The sequence below is a fragment of the Mucilaginibacter pedocola genome (assembly GCF_002013915.1).
Classification (GTDB): domain Bacteria; phylum Bacteroidota; class Bacteroidia; order Sphingobacteriales; family Sphingobacteriaceae; genus Mucilaginibacter; species Mucilaginibacter pedocola.
The window spans coordinates 79,726-96,072 of sequence record NZ_MBTF01000034.1 but is presented as its reverse complement, the minus strand read 5'-3'; the positions used below and the strand labels follow the sequence as shown (position 1 = coordinate 96,072).

Annotated in this window: 14 protein-coding genes and 3 tRNA genes; 11 read left to right on the top strand and 6 right to left on the bottom strand. The window is 47.9% G+C overall.

What is annotated here, in order from left to right; translation table 11 throughout:
• Positions 1-117: 117 nt before the first annotated feature.
• Together BC343_RS20755 and BC343_RS20750 are read left to right on the top strand one after the other, a co-directional pair.
• Positions 118-966, top strand: coding sequence for a metallophosphoesterase family protein (locus BC343_RS20755; RefSeq protein ID WP_078349722.1), 849 nt, complete (start codon positions 118-120; stop codon positions 964-966).
• 193 nt (positions 967-1,159) lie between these two features.
• The gene (locus BC343_RS20750) at positions 1,160-3,133 is read left to right on the top strand and encodes an alpha-L-arabinofuranosidase C-terminal domain-containing protein (protein ID WP_078349721.1); all 1,974 of its coding nucleotides are present in this window, start codon (positions 1,160-1,162) and stop codon (positions 3,131-3,133) included.
• Between the two features lie 72 nt (positions 3,134-3,205).
• Here the strand turns inward: BC343_RS20750 and BC343_RS20745 are convergent, their stop codons facing one another.
• The 3 genes from BC343_RS20745 to BC343_RS20735 all read right to left on the bottom strand — a co-directional run bounded on the left by BC343_RS20745 (position 3,206) and on the right by BC343_RS20735 (position 4,785).
• Positions 3,206-3,571 (bottom strand): hypothetical protein, encoded by a 366-nt coding sequence (locus BC343_RS20745; protein ID WP_078349720.1) that lies wholly within the window; start codon positions 3,569-3,571, stop codon positions 3,206-3,208.
• Positions 3,572-3,665: 94 nt separating this feature from the next.
• Positions 3,666-3,926: a hypothetical protein gene (locus tag BC343_RS20740; protein WP_078349719.1), complete on the bottom strand. Its 261-nt coding sequence runs from the start codon at positions 3,924-3,926 to the stop codon at positions 3,666-3,668.
• A gap of 70 nt (positions 3,927-3,996) precedes the next feature.
• Positions 3,997-4,785 carry an NIPSNAP family protein gene (locus BC343_RS20735; protein ID WP_078349718.1) on the bottom strand — a complete coding sequence of 263 codons (789 nt, stop codon included), beginning with the start codon at positions 4,783-4,785 and terminating at the stop codon, positions 3,997-3,999.
• A 150-nt stretch (positions 4,786-4,935) separates the two neighbouring features.
• On the opposite strand from BC343_RS20735, the gene BC343_RS20730 reads away from it, so the two are divergent.
• From BC343_RS20730 to BC343_RS20720, 3 genes are all read left to right on the top strand, one after another.
• Positions 4,936-5,205, top strand: coding sequence for a hypothetical protein (locus BC343_RS20730; protein WP_143822290.1), 270 nt, complete (start codon positions 4,936-4,938; stop codon positions 5,203-5,205).
• A 101-nt stretch (positions 5,206-5,306) separates the two neighbouring features.
• A complete protein-coding gene (locus BC343_RS20725) occupies positions 5,307-5,615 on the top strand; it encodes a hypothetical protein (protein ID WP_078349716.1) in 309 nt (102 codons plus the stop codon).
• A 79-nt stretch (positions 5,616-5,694) separates the two neighbouring features.
• Entirely contained in the window at positions 5,695-6,777 is a 1,083-nt protein-coding gene (locus tag BC343_RS20720; protein ID WP_078349715.1) for an alpha/beta hydrolase, read from the top strand.
• Between the two features lie 25 nt (positions 6,778-6,802).
• On the opposite strand, the gene BC343_RS20715 is transcribed toward BC343_RS20720, so the two are convergent.
• Together BC343_RS20715 and BC343_RS20710 are read right to left on the bottom strand one after the other, a co-directional pair.
• Entirely contained in the window at positions 6,803-10,651 is a 3,849-nt protein-coding gene (locus BC343_RS20715; RefSeq protein ID WP_078349714.1) for a hybrid sensor histidine kinase/response regulator, read from the bottom strand.
• A 143-nt stretch (positions 10,652-10,794) separates the two neighbouring features.
• Positions 10,795-11,391 (bottom strand): HD domain-containing protein, encoded by a 597-nt coding sequence (locus BC343_RS20710; RefSeq protein WP_078349713.1) that lies wholly within the window; start codon positions 11,389-11,391, stop codon positions 10,795-10,797.
• Between the two features lie 328 nt (positions 11,392-11,719).
• Here BC343_RS20710 and BC343_RS20705 point away from each other — a divergent pair.
• The 6 genes from BC343_RS20705 (at position 11,720) to BC343_RS31825 (ending at position 13,751) form a co-directional block, all read left to right on the top strand.
• Positions 11,720-11,791: transfer RNA gene (locus BC343_RS20705), tRNA-Pro, on the top strand.
• 13 nt (positions 11,792-11,804) lie between these two features.
• A tRNA-Ile gene (locus tag BC343_RS20700) sits at positions 11,805-11,880 on the top strand.
• 88 nt (positions 11,881-11,968) lie between these two features.
• Positions 11,969-12,040: transfer RNA gene (locus BC343_RS20695), tRNA-Gln, on the top strand.
• A 226-nt stretch (positions 12,041-12,266) separates the two neighbouring features.
• Positions 12,267-12,590, top strand: a complete 324-nt coding sequence (locus BC343_RS31235; protein WP_162276909.1) for a hypothetical protein — start codon at positions 12,267-12,269, stop codon at positions 12,588-12,590.
• 624 nt (positions 12,591-13,214) lie between these two features.
• The gene (locus tag BC343_RS31230; RefSeq protein ID WP_162276908.1) at positions 13,215-13,418 is read left to right on the top strand and encodes a hypothetical protein; all 204 of its coding nucleotides are present in this window, start codon (positions 13,215-13,217) and stop codon (positions 13,416-13,418) included.
• A gap of 201 nt (positions 13,419-13,619) precedes the next feature.
• Entirely contained in the window at positions 13,620-13,751 is a 132-nt protein-coding gene (locus tag BC343_RS31825) for a hypothetical protein (RefSeq protein ID WP_262493459.1), read from the top strand.
• Positions 13,752-14,745: 994 nt separating this feature from the next.
• Here the strand turns inward: BC343_RS31825 and BC343_RS20690 are convergent.
• Positions 14,746-16,326, bottom strand: a complete 1,581-nt coding sequence (locus BC343_RS20690; RefSeq protein WP_162276907.1) for a TROVE domain-containing protein — start codon at positions 16,324-16,326, stop codon at positions 14,746-14,748.
• Between the last annotated feature and the right edge of the window lie 21 nt (positions 16,327-16,347).

Below are 16,347 nucleotides of genomic sequence, written 5' to 3'. Positions count from 1 at the left end.
TACAGCCCTTCGGAACCAAACCCCGAAGGGCTTTTTATTTGCCTCTGCTGCACTAATAAAGTAAATTGCCCTTTATACAGAATTAACTTTCTGCCTTTACTTTTACCGCAAAAAACCATGAGCAACCGCAGGGAATTTATTGGCACCGGGCTTACCGCACTGGCAGGGCTAACGCTTTTACCGGCTATAAACAGTTTTGCTAATATCGATAATTCTTATCAGCGTACTGCCTTCGCTAAACCCAAACTGCGCTTTGCCATAGCATCAGATATCCATTACGGGCAACAGGGGACACCATATCAAGAAAATACCGAGAACCTCATTAAATGGCTCAATGCAGACCATGCCAAAAATCATTTGGATATGGTTATCATCAACGGCGATTTGGTGCATAACCGCCCCGATCTTCTTCCCGAGATAAAAACCAAATATTTCGACAGGCTGAATGTGCCTTACCATACTATCCCCGGCAACCATGACTTTGCCGATGCTGCCATCTGGAAAAAGGTGTTCAGCTACGAGGATAAGTACACCGTTGAGCATGGCGATGTTACCTTTGTACTGGCGAATACTGCCGATACTAAAGGCACGTATGTGAACCCTGATAATGCCTTCATCAAAGCTTCGCTGGATAAGTTCGCCGGCAAAAAACTGGTATTTGCTATATTGCACATCCCGCCCATTAAATGGGTAAAAGAAGATGGTTTCCTCGATTCGCCCGAAACGGTTGAACTGCTCCATAGTTATCCCAACGTAAAAGCCGCCTTCCACGGGCACGACCACCTGCTGGATGGCGTGCGCTACACCGGCAACAAGTTCCCGCATTTCTTCGATTCGCACATTGGCGGCGACTGGGGCACCGCCTATCGCGGCTACCGCATTGTAGAGGTTGATGATAATTATGGCGTATACACCTACCAGGTGAATGCCAGCCAAAACCCGCTGCTGAATAGTGATAGGTTTTGAGCTTCGCAGTGATTAGTGGTTGGAGGGTAGAGATTAGTTGCGCAATGTCGATACTAACTAACCTCTAATTTTTATCCTCCAATCTCTAATTATAATTGTATTTTTTACAATTATAATTTACCTTGCCTAAGTTTTCTCATGCAGGGCAAATGCCTCTTTTGTATGAGAAAAAATTAAACCTCTGTACCAAATCATGTTAAAAAAACTACTGCCGTCTGTTGCATTTGCAGCTGCGTTGTTGCAAGCTGCTGCCCAATCGCCCAAAACGTATACTATTGATGCTGCTATGCCCAAGGCGCAGATATCGCCCAATATGTACGGGATATTTTTTGAAGATATAAACCTTGCTGCCGATGGTGGTGTGTATGCCGAATTGGTGAAGAACCGCTCGTTCGAGTTTGGTACGCCGCTGATGGGTTGGAAAGAACAGCAAACAGGTGGCGCTTCCGGTAAACTGGAAGTGATAGACCGTACCGCCGAACGCCCCGAGAATGCCCACTATTTACGTGTGAAAGCAGATGCTGCAACAGGCAGCTACGGATTGGCTAACGAAGGTTTCCGCGGCATGGGTATTACCAAAGGAGAGGTGTATAACTTTACCATTACGGCGCGGAAAACGACCGCTGCGTTTATAACCATGACGGTTGAGCTACGCGATGCAAAAGGCAATGTGATAGGTAAGGGGAGTTTAACACCAACATCTGCCGCATGGCAAAAGTATAAAGTAAACTTTACCGCATCGGCTACCGAAGACAAAGCATCGCTGTATGTTTTGCTGAAAGGTAAAGGTACGTTGGAGATGGATATGGTTTCGTTGTTTCCGCAGCATACCTGGAAACAACGCCCCGGTGGTTTGCGTGCCGACCTAGTGCAGAAAATTGCCGATATGAAGCCCGGTTTCCTGCGTTTCCCCGGTGGGTGTATCGTAGAAGGGCGCGACCTGGCTAACCGATACCAGTGGAAGAAAAGCATCGGCGCTATTGATAAACGCGAAACGCTGATAAACCGCTGGAATACCGAGTTTACCCAACGTTCTACCCCCGATTATTACCAAAGCTTCGGGCTGGGTTTTATGGAGTATTTTATGACGGCAGAAGATATTGGCGCAACACCGCTGCCCATACTCAATTGCGGTATGGCTTGCCAGTTCAATACCGGGCAACTGGTGCCCGTAGACCAGCTTGACCCGTACATACAGGATGCGCTGGACCTGATCGAGTTTGCCAATGGCGGCGCCGATACTAAATGGGGTAAGCTGCGTACAGATTTGGGGCACCCCAAACCCTTCAACCTGAAATTGCTGGGCGTTGGTAACGAACAATGGGGCGAACAATACATCGAACGCTGGAAACTGTTCACCAAAGCTATCAAGGCAAAATACCCTTATGTGAGCATCGTATCGAGTGTTGGTCCGTTCCCAGAGGGTGAGGAGTTTACCCGCCTCGATAAATTCTTCCGTAGCCAGCATGCCGACTTGTTGGACGAACACTATTACAAATCGCCAAAATGGTTTTTAGATAACGCCAAACGCTACGATAACTACGACCGCAGCGGCCCCAAAATATTTGCGGGCGAATACGCTGCGCACAGCACTTTAACCGGCGATGCCCTGAAGAAGAACAACTGGGAAAGCGCTCTTGCCGAGGCTGCGTTTATGACGGGGCTGGAACGTAATGCCGATGTGGTAAGGATGGCATCATACGCCCCGCTGTTCGCCCATGTAGATGGCTGGCAATGGGCACCAGATTTGATATGGTTCGATAATCTGCGCTCGTACGCTACACCTAACTACTATGTGCAGCAACTGTACTCGTTAAACAAAGGCAGCTACACCGTGCCTTTACTGGTTGATGGCAAAGCCGTTGCCGGGCAGGATAGCTGCTACGCTTCGGCAGTGGTAGATAAGGCTACCAAAGAACTCATCATCAAATTTGTAAACGCGGGCGATAAGCCACAGCCTGTCACCTTTAACATCAGTGGTGCCAAAGCATTTGCTGCTGCAGGAACTGTGGTTACCTTAACCTCGGGAAAAAGGGACGAGTACAACTCGTTAGATAAGCCGAAGGCAATTGTTCCTGTTAAAAGCAGCATCGCCGTGAAAGGCAAAGCCATTAGCTTAACGGTAGCACCTTCTACCTTCAAGGTCATCAAGCTAAAAATGCTTTAGATAGCTATTTGCCAATAACAAAAATGCCCGGACACATCGCCCGGGCATTTTTTATTTCAGGATAAGCTATTTTTATTGTTTAACGCGAACCGCGGTAGCCTCGAACATGCTCATCAGCGAACCTTCCAGGTGGTCGTCGTCAGCTTGTTTCAGTACCAGGGTAAGGTCGTAACCCTGGGCGGTGAAGAATAGCGATACGCTGTCATCTTTCTTTTCTACCTTGGTGAACGGGGTGTTAGCTTTGCTGGCAAAATCTTCGTAGCTGCCTTTTAGGGTACTTACGCTGTCTTTCAGGGTCACCATCATGTGGATATCGCCCTGCGGGGTGCCTTTAAGCAATACATCCCATTTGCCGGGGAAGCCCGTTTGTGCCGATGCTTTAAATGCGAAGCCGGTTAGTGCCAGTACCAGTACTGCAAGTAAACTTACTTTTTTCATAATTGGTTATTATTGGGGTTAATGGTTTTGCATCATCACCTGTCAGGCTGAGCCTGTCGAAGCCCTTTATCCACCGGCACCAAACACCCTCCCTTTATTCAAACTCCTCTTCGTCCTCCTCGTCTTCTTCCTCGGGCACATAAGCGTTTATGGCTGCGCCTATGCGGTTGGTTTCGTCGTCGTTATTAAATACGGGTAGCTCGGTTTCGGGGTCAAGCTTCAGCCACAGGTTTTCGGTGTCTTTTTCTATTTTACCAAGTTCTACACCGGCTTTAAAAATGGTGTATATATTATCTTCTTCGGGGAAAACGGAGTAAACTACGCCGTTCACCAGTACGTCAAATGGCTCTTGCATGTGCTTTGTATGTTGTTATTGCTGCAAAGCTACCAAAATTGCCATAGCCGTATATATAAAATACCCGCCCTTAAATTTGCGAGTAAGCCGTTGGCACCAGCAGGGTTGATGTTATCTTGTTCACCAGCAGCGCATCGGCATATTCGGGCACGGCGCTTATTTTTTTCCACTGGGCATCGTCAATAAAGGCTTTCCAGTGTGCATCCTTACCCGCCAGGTCATCAAAAGTTACCATATAGGTAAGGTTGGGGCGCAGCGGACCAATAACGGTTTCGCCCCAAAATACGGGCTTAAAGCCAAGGCGCTTAAAAATGTCTATCTCGCCCTCATCGTTAAACATCTGTATCTTTTTTTGCCCGGCAGCCTCGCTTGCGCTTTGGTATTGGCGTAACTCAAAAATGCGGGTCTTCTTTTCAGGGGCTTCCAGTATGGGGCTGTGCTTAAAGGCTTTCATTAGCGAGCTTTCTATACGCTCATAAGCAGGCTGGCTTGCGGGGGCATTTAAGTATGCTTGCGCCTGTTGCAGGTAGGCTTTGTCGGCTGCCAGTTTATCGGCAACCTGCGCTACAGAGGCAAGGCTGCTGTAGGCAATAAGCACGTATAATTTGGTTTGCCCCTCGGGCTTTAGCTCGGTAAATACGCCAACGTTTTTTGCACCAGCACGCATGTAGGCGGTAATCGCGGCATCTTTATAATAACCCTCTACCAACGCTTGCTGGGCAGCGGTTTTAAGGCTGTAGCTGCGCAGTTCGTAGTATTCGGCTGTTGTTGGTGGCTCGGCGGCTTTGCTTGTTGTGGTAGCTAACGAAGCGGCTGCACCGGCAACCATTGCCGAGCGAACAAAAGAGCGTCTTTTCATTCCGAATGTTGTTTGGTTTATAAGATATGGCAATATAGTATTTTTCACTAAATAAAATAGGGTGAAAAAACTTTGGCAACAGGGTTGTTTGCCCCTGCCTTTTGGTACGCGATTTGATTTTATTTGCATATGCAAGCGGCATTTAACCATATGAGTTTAGCGGATACACGCCACATTACTTTGCTTGAAGGCGACGATGCACACCTTATAAAAGTGCAAAGCCATACCGAACGCGTTAAGGGTAAACTGCGCGTGCGCTTTATATTCCCCAAAGATGCCCCGGTGGTAGGGCTCGATGAAATTATTGCCGATAATGTGGAAGGCTATGTACGCATGACCACCACAAAGGGCAAACCCCTCACCGCCGGTCCGCTTTTCGACCAACTTTATGTTTGGTTCGATTATATAGTGAAGCATTAGTTATTCTGCTTGTCGCAGTAAAGCCGTACTTGTGGCACTATTGCCCCTTTTTACAGGTGGGCTATTTTGGTATTATTGTATAAACCAATACAAAACCCGCCATGAAAGTAGTCCGCGTGCAATACACCACCACTGCGCAATATGCGCCTATCAATCAGCAAAATATAGCTGCCGTGGTAGCTGAGCTGAAAACCCTTAACCATCCCGGTATTAAATACGGCGCCTGGCTGCTGCCCGATGGTAAAACCTTCATGCATTTCGACCAGTTGGAGAGCGAAGAAGCCCACCAGCAATTACAGCAATTAGCCTCCTTCAAAAAATTTGCCGACGAACTTTGGGCAAGCGGACTGGAGGTGGAACCCAAACTGGAGATACTGAATTTGGTAGCGAGCACTGAGGAGTATTATTAACGGCAGATTTATTTGAGCCATTGTGCAACCAAAAGGGTTTAAATGCTATCTTGCTTTTAAAGCATTAATCCTCACTACCATGTACAACCCAGCCCTGCAACGTTGCCTGCTAATGATAGCCCTTTTCTTTTTCGCTAAAACTACAATTGCGCAGGTAAAGAGCGATATGCCTGCGGTGTTTACAGATAAGGAGATGGTGAAATGGGAGTACAGCTCGAAGGTGATAGGGGAGGATTATACCATTTATGTGCATTTTCCGCCGGGCTACGACACTACCAAAACCAAATACCCCGTACTGTACATGACGGATGGCGACTGGAATATGACCGTTGCCATGAACTGCTTCAACATGTTGCGGCAGGATTATGAAACCACCGAAGCCCTTATAGTAGGCATTGGCTACGGCAGCCGCCCAAACAAACGTAGCCGCGACCTAAACCCCGAAACCGGCGGACCAAAGTTCATAAGCTTTATTGAGCAGGAGGTTATCCCCTTTATACAAAGCAAGTACCGCGTTAACGATAATAAAGCTTTGTATGGCTATTCGTTCGGTGGTATGTTTACTACGATGGTGTTGTTTCAACATCCCGGACTTTTTGATATGGTATTCATCGGCGCACCCGGTAACGAGGGGAACGACCTTATCCCGTCCGCAAAAAAATACTTCGCCAACCATACCGACCTTAACTGCCGTGTGTTTGCTGGTGTAGGCTCATACGAGCATAACAACGTAAAAAACATTGCCGACTTTAAAACCTATCTGGATAGCCGCCACGCGAAAGGACTGGTGGTGAAAACCGCCATTGCCCCCAATGCTAACCATGGCGCCGCTTTGGCACAGGTAATGCAAAATGCCATTGCCTTTGGCTATTGCAAAATGCACACGCCAATTACGGTGCCAGCCACCACATTGCAACAATATGCAGGCAACTACACCATTGCTGGTAACAAAACGGATAAGTTTAAAATTTACGCCAAAGGGAATGCCCTATACTTTACCGAGAACGAAGGTTTACCTACCCAGTTGGTGCCCTATGGTAAAAATGCCTTTTTTATGTATGAGAACGAGAAAGCCGACATTACATTTAATACCGAAGGCGGGAAAATGTATTTATTATTCGGTTTTCCGGGAGAGAAGCCAACGAGGCTGGACAGGCAGTAAAACGAATATTAGCTAAGCTTTACCCCTACACTTTCGCCCCAACCCCCATATTATCCTTGAACGCTTTCTCCAAATATACCAGTAACTCGTTAAAGCTGATGGGTTTGGATAGGAAGTAGTTCATGCCGGCTTGCAGACAGGCTATTTTATCTTCGGGCATAGCGCTGGCTGTCATTGCCATGATGATGGGTTGGTGGGCGTTTTGGCTGCGAATGCTACGGGTAGCTTCCAAGCCGTCCATCTCGGGCATTTGTACGTCCATCAGTACCAGGTCGTAATTTTCGGCTTGGGTGGCTTCAAAGGCTTCTTTGCCGTTGTGTGCCAGCGTGGGTATGTAGCCAAATTTCTTAAGCACTTGTTTTATCACCATTTGGTTAACGGGGTTATCCTCGGCAACCAATATCTTCATGGGGAACTTAGAGGCAAAATCGGTACTGATAGCGCCCGTTTGATTCGCCTGTGGATTTGCTTTTGGTAATTCCTGCTGTTTGGGCGTACTGCAAAGCATGCTAAACAGTACGTTGGTGCCCTTGTCGGGTTCGCTTTCGATGTTCATGGTGCCGCCAAGCAGTTCAACCAACCGCTCGCATATTACAAGCCCCAGCCCGGTGCCGCCGTACTTGCGCGTGGTTGACGAATCGCCCTGCGAAAAGGGTTTGAACAACCTCGAAAGCTTATCTGCCGATATTCCAACCCCCGTATCCTTCACCTCGAAGGCAAGCTTTAGTTCTTCGCCGCGGTGGTGCAGAGCTTTTACGTTTACGGTAACGCCACCCTCACGCGTAAACTTTACCGAGTTGCCCACCAGGTTCACCAACACCTGTTTTAGGCGCAGTCGGTCGCTGATGATGGTTTCGGGTACGCCCTTATCTATGTGGCAGGCAAGTTTGATATTCGCTTTGGTTGCCTGGCTGCTGAACAGTTTGCATACCTCATCCAAACATTGCTGCAGGTTAAACTCGTGCGCATCGATCACCATCTCGCCCGATTCTATCTTCGAGAAATCGAGGATATCGTTTATCACGTTTATCAGGCTTTCGCCGCTGATGCGGATGGTTTCGGCATATTCGCGCTGCTCACTGTCGAGGTTTGTTTCGCACAATAGCGATGCCATGCCCATTACGCCGTTCATGGGGGTGCGTATCTCGTGGCTCATGGTAGCCAAAAAGATGCTCTTGGCTTTGTTGGCGCTTTCGGCTTCCATACGGGCTTGCAGTTCCTGTTCGCGCTGGCTGCGCAACTCGGCAGATTGTGCCTGTAGCTCCTCGTTTATGGCGGTAAGCTCTTCAGATTGGTCCTGTAGTTCGTTAGCCTGCTTTTTTATTTCGGCGGTGCGGCGTTCTACCAGCCGCTCCAGTATCTCTTTTTTCTTGCTAACGTCGTTCAGCCGGAAACGGTAGTAGCCGTAAAATAACATCGCTAACGATACTATCATAGCCGCACGGAACCAGTTCTCCATCCAAAACGGCGCCTCTATTACTATTTTGATGCTTGCGGGCGTGGTGTTCCAAACACCGTCGTTATTGGCGGCTTTTACCTTAAAGGTGTAGGTGCCCGGCTCCAGGTTGGTGTAGGTTGCTTTGCGTTGCCCGCCTACGTAGTTCCAGTCTTTTTCAAAGCCCTCCAACTTGTAGGCGTACTGGTTAAGGTCGGATAGGGTGTAGTTGAGTGCTGTGTACTCCAGCGTAATTACCGATTGCTTGTAGTTCAGCCTTATTTCCTTCGCCTGCGAAATAGCCTGTTTAAGCGGCGAGCTTTCGCCTATAGCCACGGGTTTATTAAACAATTGCAAACCACTAAAGCTTACCGCAGGGGCATGGTTGTTGAAGGGCAAATGCCGCGGATTGATAACGTTGAAACCGTTTAGCCCGCCGAAAAGGAGGCCGCCGTTTTGGAGGCGTAAACCTGCGCCGGTATTGAACTCGGCACCCTGTAAGCCATTTACAATAGTAAAATGCCTGAAATCGCCGGTGCCCGGTTTAAAGCGGATAAGCCCATTGGTGGTACTTACCCATAAATATCCCAGCGTATCCTCCTGTACCGAACCTATAATGGAGTAAATGCCACCATTAGGGAAATTGTATTGGATAAATTTATGGCGCGCCTTATCCAGCATGTTTAAGCCGCCACCCAATGTACCCACCCACATTATGCCGCGGCTATCTTCTAAAATGGATGATATAGTGTTGTGGGTAAGCCCCGTATTAAACACTTTATAATGCTTAAAATTATCGGTAGCCGGGTTATAAAGGTTAAGCCCATCAAACGTGCCTATCCACATATTGCCGCGCCTATCGGCATAAATAGCGCGCACATCGTCGTTACTCAAGCAGTGTAACGTATCATTGATATTATATCTGTAACGTTTTGTAACCACGCCATTGTGCATAACGTTAACCCCGCCTTCGTCCATCCCCAACCAAACATCCCCAACCTTATCCATTGCTAATGCGAATACCGATATATTATTTATCTGGTTGGGGCCATCGCCTTTGTCGTAATGGCGTGCCCTGTGTGTTTTGCTATCCAACACATCCAAACCGCCGCCATAGGTACCTATCCATATTTTTCGGTTACGGTCTTCTAATATTGATAGCACCTTACTGCCAGTTACCGATGCCTTATCATGCATGATGGCATGCGTAGTTTTATCCATGAAATTCAAGCCACCGCCATCTGTACCTACCCATATCTCGTTGCCAATGTCGGCAAAGGATAATACATGGTTGTTCGATAGTTCGCCGGGCTGCGAAAGCTTGTTGTTAAAATGCGGAAAAGACGATATGTTATTATTGTATTTTATGACCCCCATCTCGAAGGTACCCACCCAAAGGATGTTATCGCTTTCAAGCACATAGTTTATCGAATTTACTTTATCGAGGTACTTGTTATAGTCATGGTCAAAAGTGCCTTTCTCCATATCCAGGTACTCCAAGCCTTCTTCAGTAGCTACCCAAAGCTTGTTTTTGCCTGTTGGCGTTAGCGAGAAAATGGTATTGTTTACAATACTATTCTTATTGCCGGGCTGATGGCCGTAGTGCGTAAATGTTTTGGTGTGGATGTTAAAAAGGTCGAGCCCGTTATCGGTGCTGCCAAGCCATAAATTGCCCTGCGGAGTTTTGTATATAGCGCGCAGGTGGTTACTGCCGGGGCTGTTAGGGTTGGCATCGTTATGCTTAAAGTTTACATATCGCCCTGTGTTCGGGTTGAAACAGAGCAGCCCCCCATCCGTAGCGAGCCATAGCAGGCCTGCCACATCTTCTACCACCCCATAAATATGGTGTTCGGGGATATAATCTTTATGCTTTACGTATAAGTACCGCTTGAACAGATGGGTTTTAGGGTTCATCAGGTTTAAGCCCGAATAGGTTGCAACCCAAAAGTTCTTCTTGCTATCGATATAAATTGCCGATATGTCGTTATTGGACAATGCGTTATCGATGTTATCATTGATATCGAAATTTCTAAACGAATCGGTATTGCGGTTATAAAGGCTTAGTCCGCCGCCGCCGGTGCCAACCCACAGGTTGCCGGCAGGGTCTTCGGCAATAGTGGTTATGTTATTACTTTTGAGTGAGCCTTTATTATTTGCCTGGTGGCGGTATACCTTTACCGAATAGCCGTCGTAACGGTCGAGCCCGTCATCGGTAGCGAACCACATGTAGCCCAGGTGGTCTTTAAAAATATATTTTACATTACTGTGCGATAGCCCGTCGTTAATAGTGAGGGTGCTTTTATGTGCGTTTTGATATTGTGCCTGTGCTAAGTAGGGTACGCCCGATAGCAGAACTAACAGGCATAAGGTTACAATAAGCTGATAGCTTTTTGCCGTGCACAGAAAGTTTGCAAAAAAAGGTATACGTTTTACCTTCATTAATATCGTGATAAGCACATGAGTTTTATTGGTGCAGCAGCCTTGCAGGGTCGGGTTGTTCGGCGTTGCTTGTATGGCTTTTTTACGGAAGCCAACAGATAAAGTTATGAAAATGAATGCAAACTTTATACAACCATAGGCGCTTATTTCGGGAAGTTAGCCAGCAGGGCATCAATATTATCCAGCTTGCGTTTTTGCAGCACGGTTTTGCCGTAATTGGTAAAGTAGGTATGGTGTGTAAGCAGGCTGATGTTAGATTGTGTCCACTCCCTATCGGTGTAAGCTTTTTTTAGGCGTATAGCCCATTCGCGCCTAAGTAAGGCCGAACGTTCTGTGTATTCGGGGACTGATAGATGGTACAGGTCGGCATCGCAAAGTATTTGCTCCAGCAGGTTTTGCGGGTTTTGCGGCATTTGTGTGGCGCGGATACAGCCGGTTACTTTATTTATAAAACCTTCATCCATACCCTGCTGAGTTAAAAACGTAGCGGCAATGGCTATGCTGCTGTCCTCGTGCCCGGCGTAGGCATAGCAGTACCCCGTATCATGAAACCAGGCGGCTATCTCCACAATGCGGGCATCGCTTTTACTTATGGGCGAGTGTGCTACTATGTCCTTAGTGGCAGCAACCACACGGCGGGTATGCACCATGTTGTGGAAATGCATATCGGCAGATAGCTGGCTGCTTAGCAATTGGGTAACATACGTTTCGGCGTCGCGTAATAATGCTGCCTTAGACATAGAGGGCGGTAGTTTAAACAGCTAATTTCCCGAAACATTCTGTACAAAATCTGTAGAAATGGGAAAAATAGCTATCAAAAGCATTTTTTGTGCCGATAATGTGCAAAGTGGCTGGATGAAAAATAATTGAAAATATTTTAAAGAATTTCTTGATTTGTAAAAATAATGTGTATCATTGTGCCATGAAAACAATTGCAATACAACACCCCATATTAGAACCGCCAGAGCCGGAGGTAACGGAGTACATATTGTAAAAAATATTACAGCACCACTGCGAGAATCCTCTTAGGCATACCTAAGGGGATTTTTTGTTTTAGGGGCAAATTCAGGGTAGTATATCAATTGGCAGATTACTCCGTTTGGAACGGAGAGGCTCCCGGTTCGAGTCCGGGTTACCCCACTGTGTATGTATCGGAAATATAGCTCAATGGTTAGAGCAACACCCTTATACGGTGACGGTTATAGGTTCAAGTCCTGTTATTTCCACCAACCTGCCCGGCGCTTGAGCTTGGGTACCGGTGCGTTGCCTTTTTAGTTCAACGGCACCGGAAGCGCCCCTGGTGCCGGCGGGTTTAATTTTCCTGTAGTGCAATGGTTAGCACACCCGTTTTTGATGCGGGTAGTTGTGGTTCAAATCCATACGGGAAAACGTGAGATATGATTTTTTTGAACACCCAAAATGTGTTGGTTTTTGATGATGTGCTGCCGATGGCGGGTAGGGGGAGGTATGTTTTAAAATAAAGAAATATCTTTATATCGCAATTCCCTCCCACGTGGGAGGGGTGCGGTAGGGCATGTGCGCAAAGGCAGGGAGGGGTAGCGGTCGAGATGTATTACCGTTGTGGATTCGCGTTTCTTACGTCTCCGAAATAACCTTGTACTTAACTAAAAACATCGGCTCGCTCATTCGCCGCGAGAGGGCTGTTACTTTTTTCGCGGGTGGTTTATTTCTTGTGGGTGCTCAAGAGGGCTTCGCCGTTTTCTTGATAAAAAGTAACCAAAAATCAAGGCAGCAGAAATGCTTCTTTGCCCACCACCCTCCGCTGCAAAGCGGGCAGAACCACGGGCTGGGAAAATTTGCCCCTTGCTGCGCCGCTCATGTCCTGCGCTTCAGCAAACATTCCCTATGCCCTTGCAGCCGCACCACCCATCACGTTCTGCCCGCTTTCTCCCGAAGCTTCCCTGCTGCCGTTCGGTAGTGCGAAGAACCCGTATCACTGCAACACAAAAGTAGAGTGGTACACCTGTTACACCCGTTACAGCACCTTTGCAATGTGGCTAATAGATGCTTCGTCCCTCAGCATGACAGTTGTTAACTAAACCCGATAGTAGCGGAAAGCCCGCTTCTACCGGCGGCTTGCAGCGGATAGCGGGACTACCGGCACAAAAATGCTTCTGCCTTTGCTTTATTAATAACCGCCGCGATGAGATTGCCACGGCTCGCCTTTCGCGCAGGTCCTTTCCTCATGAGCCTCGCAATGACAAGGTTGTTAATTGTTTGTCTGGATAAAAAAACAAAAAACCACAGAGAGCAACACTCATCGCCGGGTTGGTCTAAGGTGAAAACGAAGTAACCCGGCATTACGGCATCTCTGTAGTTTTTTGGCTGATATGGTTTAGGTATAGCAAATTAAAACACCGCTTGCTATCAACGGCTTTTGTTTGAAAAAGAGAGCGACTTTCGCGGCGCGTCCTGTTTTGGCGGTTGAAGCGAAGTAACGCGGCACTACGGCATCTCTTTTTTAAGGGCAATGTGCGATAGGCGCGTGCTTGCTCAAAAGAGCCATTGCAGAAACGAATTTCTGCAAACAGGAGTCGAACCTATGTTAACCGAAGTAACGCCCATCTACGGCACCTTAAGTTATAAAAAGGGTAAAAAGCAACGAGCGCCTTGGCCTTGCGGCAGCCCCGTATTCTACCAAATTGAACTATTGCGGGATGTGCTCACCGCAAGCCGGGCTCGAACCGGCAATCTCGGGAGTGATTCGAAGTATCACTCGTTTACGACACCTTTTTATTTCTTTTAAAAGAAGGGCAAAAATCAACAAGCGCTAACCGGCGCTCTATCCGGTTGAGCTACCCTTTTTGCAAAGGGGCAGGGTTCGAACCTGCATCCTCCTCATCCGCAGTGAAGTATCGCTCGTTTACGGCACCTTCTTGTGCTTTTAGCTTTTGTTAGCTGCAGGGTTTGCAGGGCAAATAACAATAAGTATCGTATACTGAAACGGATGCTATCCGCAGCAGTGCGTAACGAAGTAGTACTTATTTACGGCACCTTGCAAGCCCTGCACCAAACAGTGGCTTTTACATTCGGCTTATGGATACACCTGCTCGTTTTGGGGGCAGGGGGGCTAAGGTAAAAAGGGTAACAGGCAATGAGCGTATTTGCAGAGGTTTTGACCCCCGTGTATTACCCACCCGAAGCACCGCTCGTTTACGACACCTTGTTTTAACTTAACCCCCTAACCCGCAGGAGGGGTAATAGCCAACGCCGAACGTTAGTAGCCTTTGCTGGTGTTGCTACCAACAAGCTTTTCTTTTTTAAAAAGGGCAAAATGCAATAAGCCTTTCAATACTGTGCCCTAACCAATTAGGCGACTCTCCGCATGGGAGAGGGCGGACTCGAACCGCCAACCTCAGTAACCCATCGAAGTATGGCTCATCTACGGCACCTTTTGCCCCCTAACCCCCTGAAGGGGGAATGTGTTCCAAAAGTTCCCCCGTTAGCCAACGGGGGCGGTGGGGGCTAATTCAGCAGGCAAAAGAGAGCGATGAGCGGCACGCGTACTTGTCGTTTAAGGTGGTCGATGTAACGCGAGCCTACGGCATCTCTTAAGCCTTTTTGAATTTATAAAGAACGATGTTTAACGCCCACCGGCGATGCCCCCAACCCCCTAAAGGGGGAATGAAGGTGTTTTTTGCCTTTGTTAGTGTTGTCACCAACAAACTCATGTTTTATAAAAGAAGGGTTACTGTCAACAAGTGGCTTTCTCCCGTGTTTTGCCGTCTCAACTACCCTTTTTGCAAAGGGGCATGAATCGAACCTGCGTTTCAGGTCTGAATACGAAGTATCACTCGTTTACGACACCTTCTTTACTATCTTTTAATAAGGAGCTACAGGCGAACCAGGTAGCGGGGACTGTCAAGCGAGGACTCGAACCTCCATCATGGCTCTCACCACAATGCCCTCCCCTTTATTGGAGACGATGTATCCTGTTTCTACGGCATCCTTATTTCTTTAATTTCTTTTTAAAAGGGGAGAAGAATATCGAACATCCAATTTCGAATAATGAAGTTTTTACTTCAGTGTTCGGTGTTCGAAATTCATTATTCGATATTACTTCTACCTCTTTTTTATAGTTGTGTGTTATTTATCACATCAACCGCTGTATCGCCGTTTTCAAGTGCTGCCAGCACATCAAAAACTTTATCGCTCCAGCCGGCTACCAGGTAAACATCGCGCTGTGGTATACGCAGCGGGGTTTGCCCGTTGCCTGCCAAATCGAACAGGTACAGTTTGGCGGCAGGCGCTACCTGCGCTTTGTACTGCTCCCATAGGTGCTGTATATTGGCGTACTGGTTGCCATTGCTGTTCCATAGCTGGCAGTCGGTAAACAGCATCACCTTGTCTTTCACAACACGGTTACGCAACAGCTCGTCTATCACCAGGTGCCCGTTGGTAGCGTAGCCTACTTCGCCTTCGCGCTTGTAAAACTCCTGCACGTTTGCCAATATATTGGCGCGTGGCACGGTTATAGTTTTAAAGTAGTTACCGAACATACCCACCTGCACATTTTTGCAACGGCTTTGCAGCAACATAGCCAGCATCAAGCCCACATCGTACAACAGTATTTTCGACTTTGCTGATACCGGCTGCTGCATAGAGCCCGATACGTCGCACGCCAGTAGCACGCTGGTATCTTCGTTAAAGCCCCTTATGTTGGCAGCGCTTGCGGCAACGGCTTTTTCCAAAGCATCAAGCAATAGCCCGGTGTAACCCTTGTTGCCGTTGAACAACGCATTTATTTTGTTGCCCAATGCCTTTATTGGCGATGCACTTTCGGCAGCCAGCAGCTCGCGGTATGCCGCCAGGAACCTGAACGGGAACTGCTTTGCCTTTGCCACTTTCTCGCCATCGGCAAGGGTGGCGCACACCTGCTCAAAGCAAGCGTAGCTTACGCCCGCTTCTTGTATATTACGCAGGTTACGCAGCAATGCCATGTAGCCCAACTTGCCGCTGTACACCAGCTCTTCCCACTTGTTGCGGAAGGCTGCTGCACGTGCTTCGGCACTATCAAAGTTCAATTGCCCCAGGGCCGATAGTTCGGTTTCCCAAGTGTAGGGCGTATTTAGCGTGCCGGCAACTATTTTGTTGAACAGCTCCTGCTGCGCGGTATCTTTTGCACGTGGGTGCACCAAAAACAAAGCATCCTTTAGTTTAATGGCACCATCGCGGTTGTACTTGGCGAACTGATACTCGTCGAACCGGTTGAAAGCCGTAGCCAAACCCTTTTGCATTTGCTTGCTCAGGCGGTTAAGCTTTTTGGTGCCGGTACGCTTGTTCAGCAATTCGTAGCAAGCCAATAGCTCGGTAATTTCGTCGGCACGGTTTACTACACCGGCGGTAACATCAGCCACCAGGCTATCGCCGCGGTGCAGGTTAGCCAGCTCGGTAACCAGTACCAGGGGCACGCTGCGCATATACATTTTATGCCTTGCATATACCGCCAGTTTGCCCACAAACTCGGGTTTGCATTGCGCTATCAGTTGGCGCACGCGGGTTAAACGCTGTTCGTTCTTTTCGTAGAACGTGTCGTTCAGGCTCCAGGTAACCACTGCGGTATACAGCTCCATTTCGGGGCTAAGCGTATAAGCCGCCGCGCCTTCGTGATTCACCACTCGTTTTGTAAGCCTGTTCAGTAAGTTAAATTTCATTGGGTACCTCCCTTTTTGTTG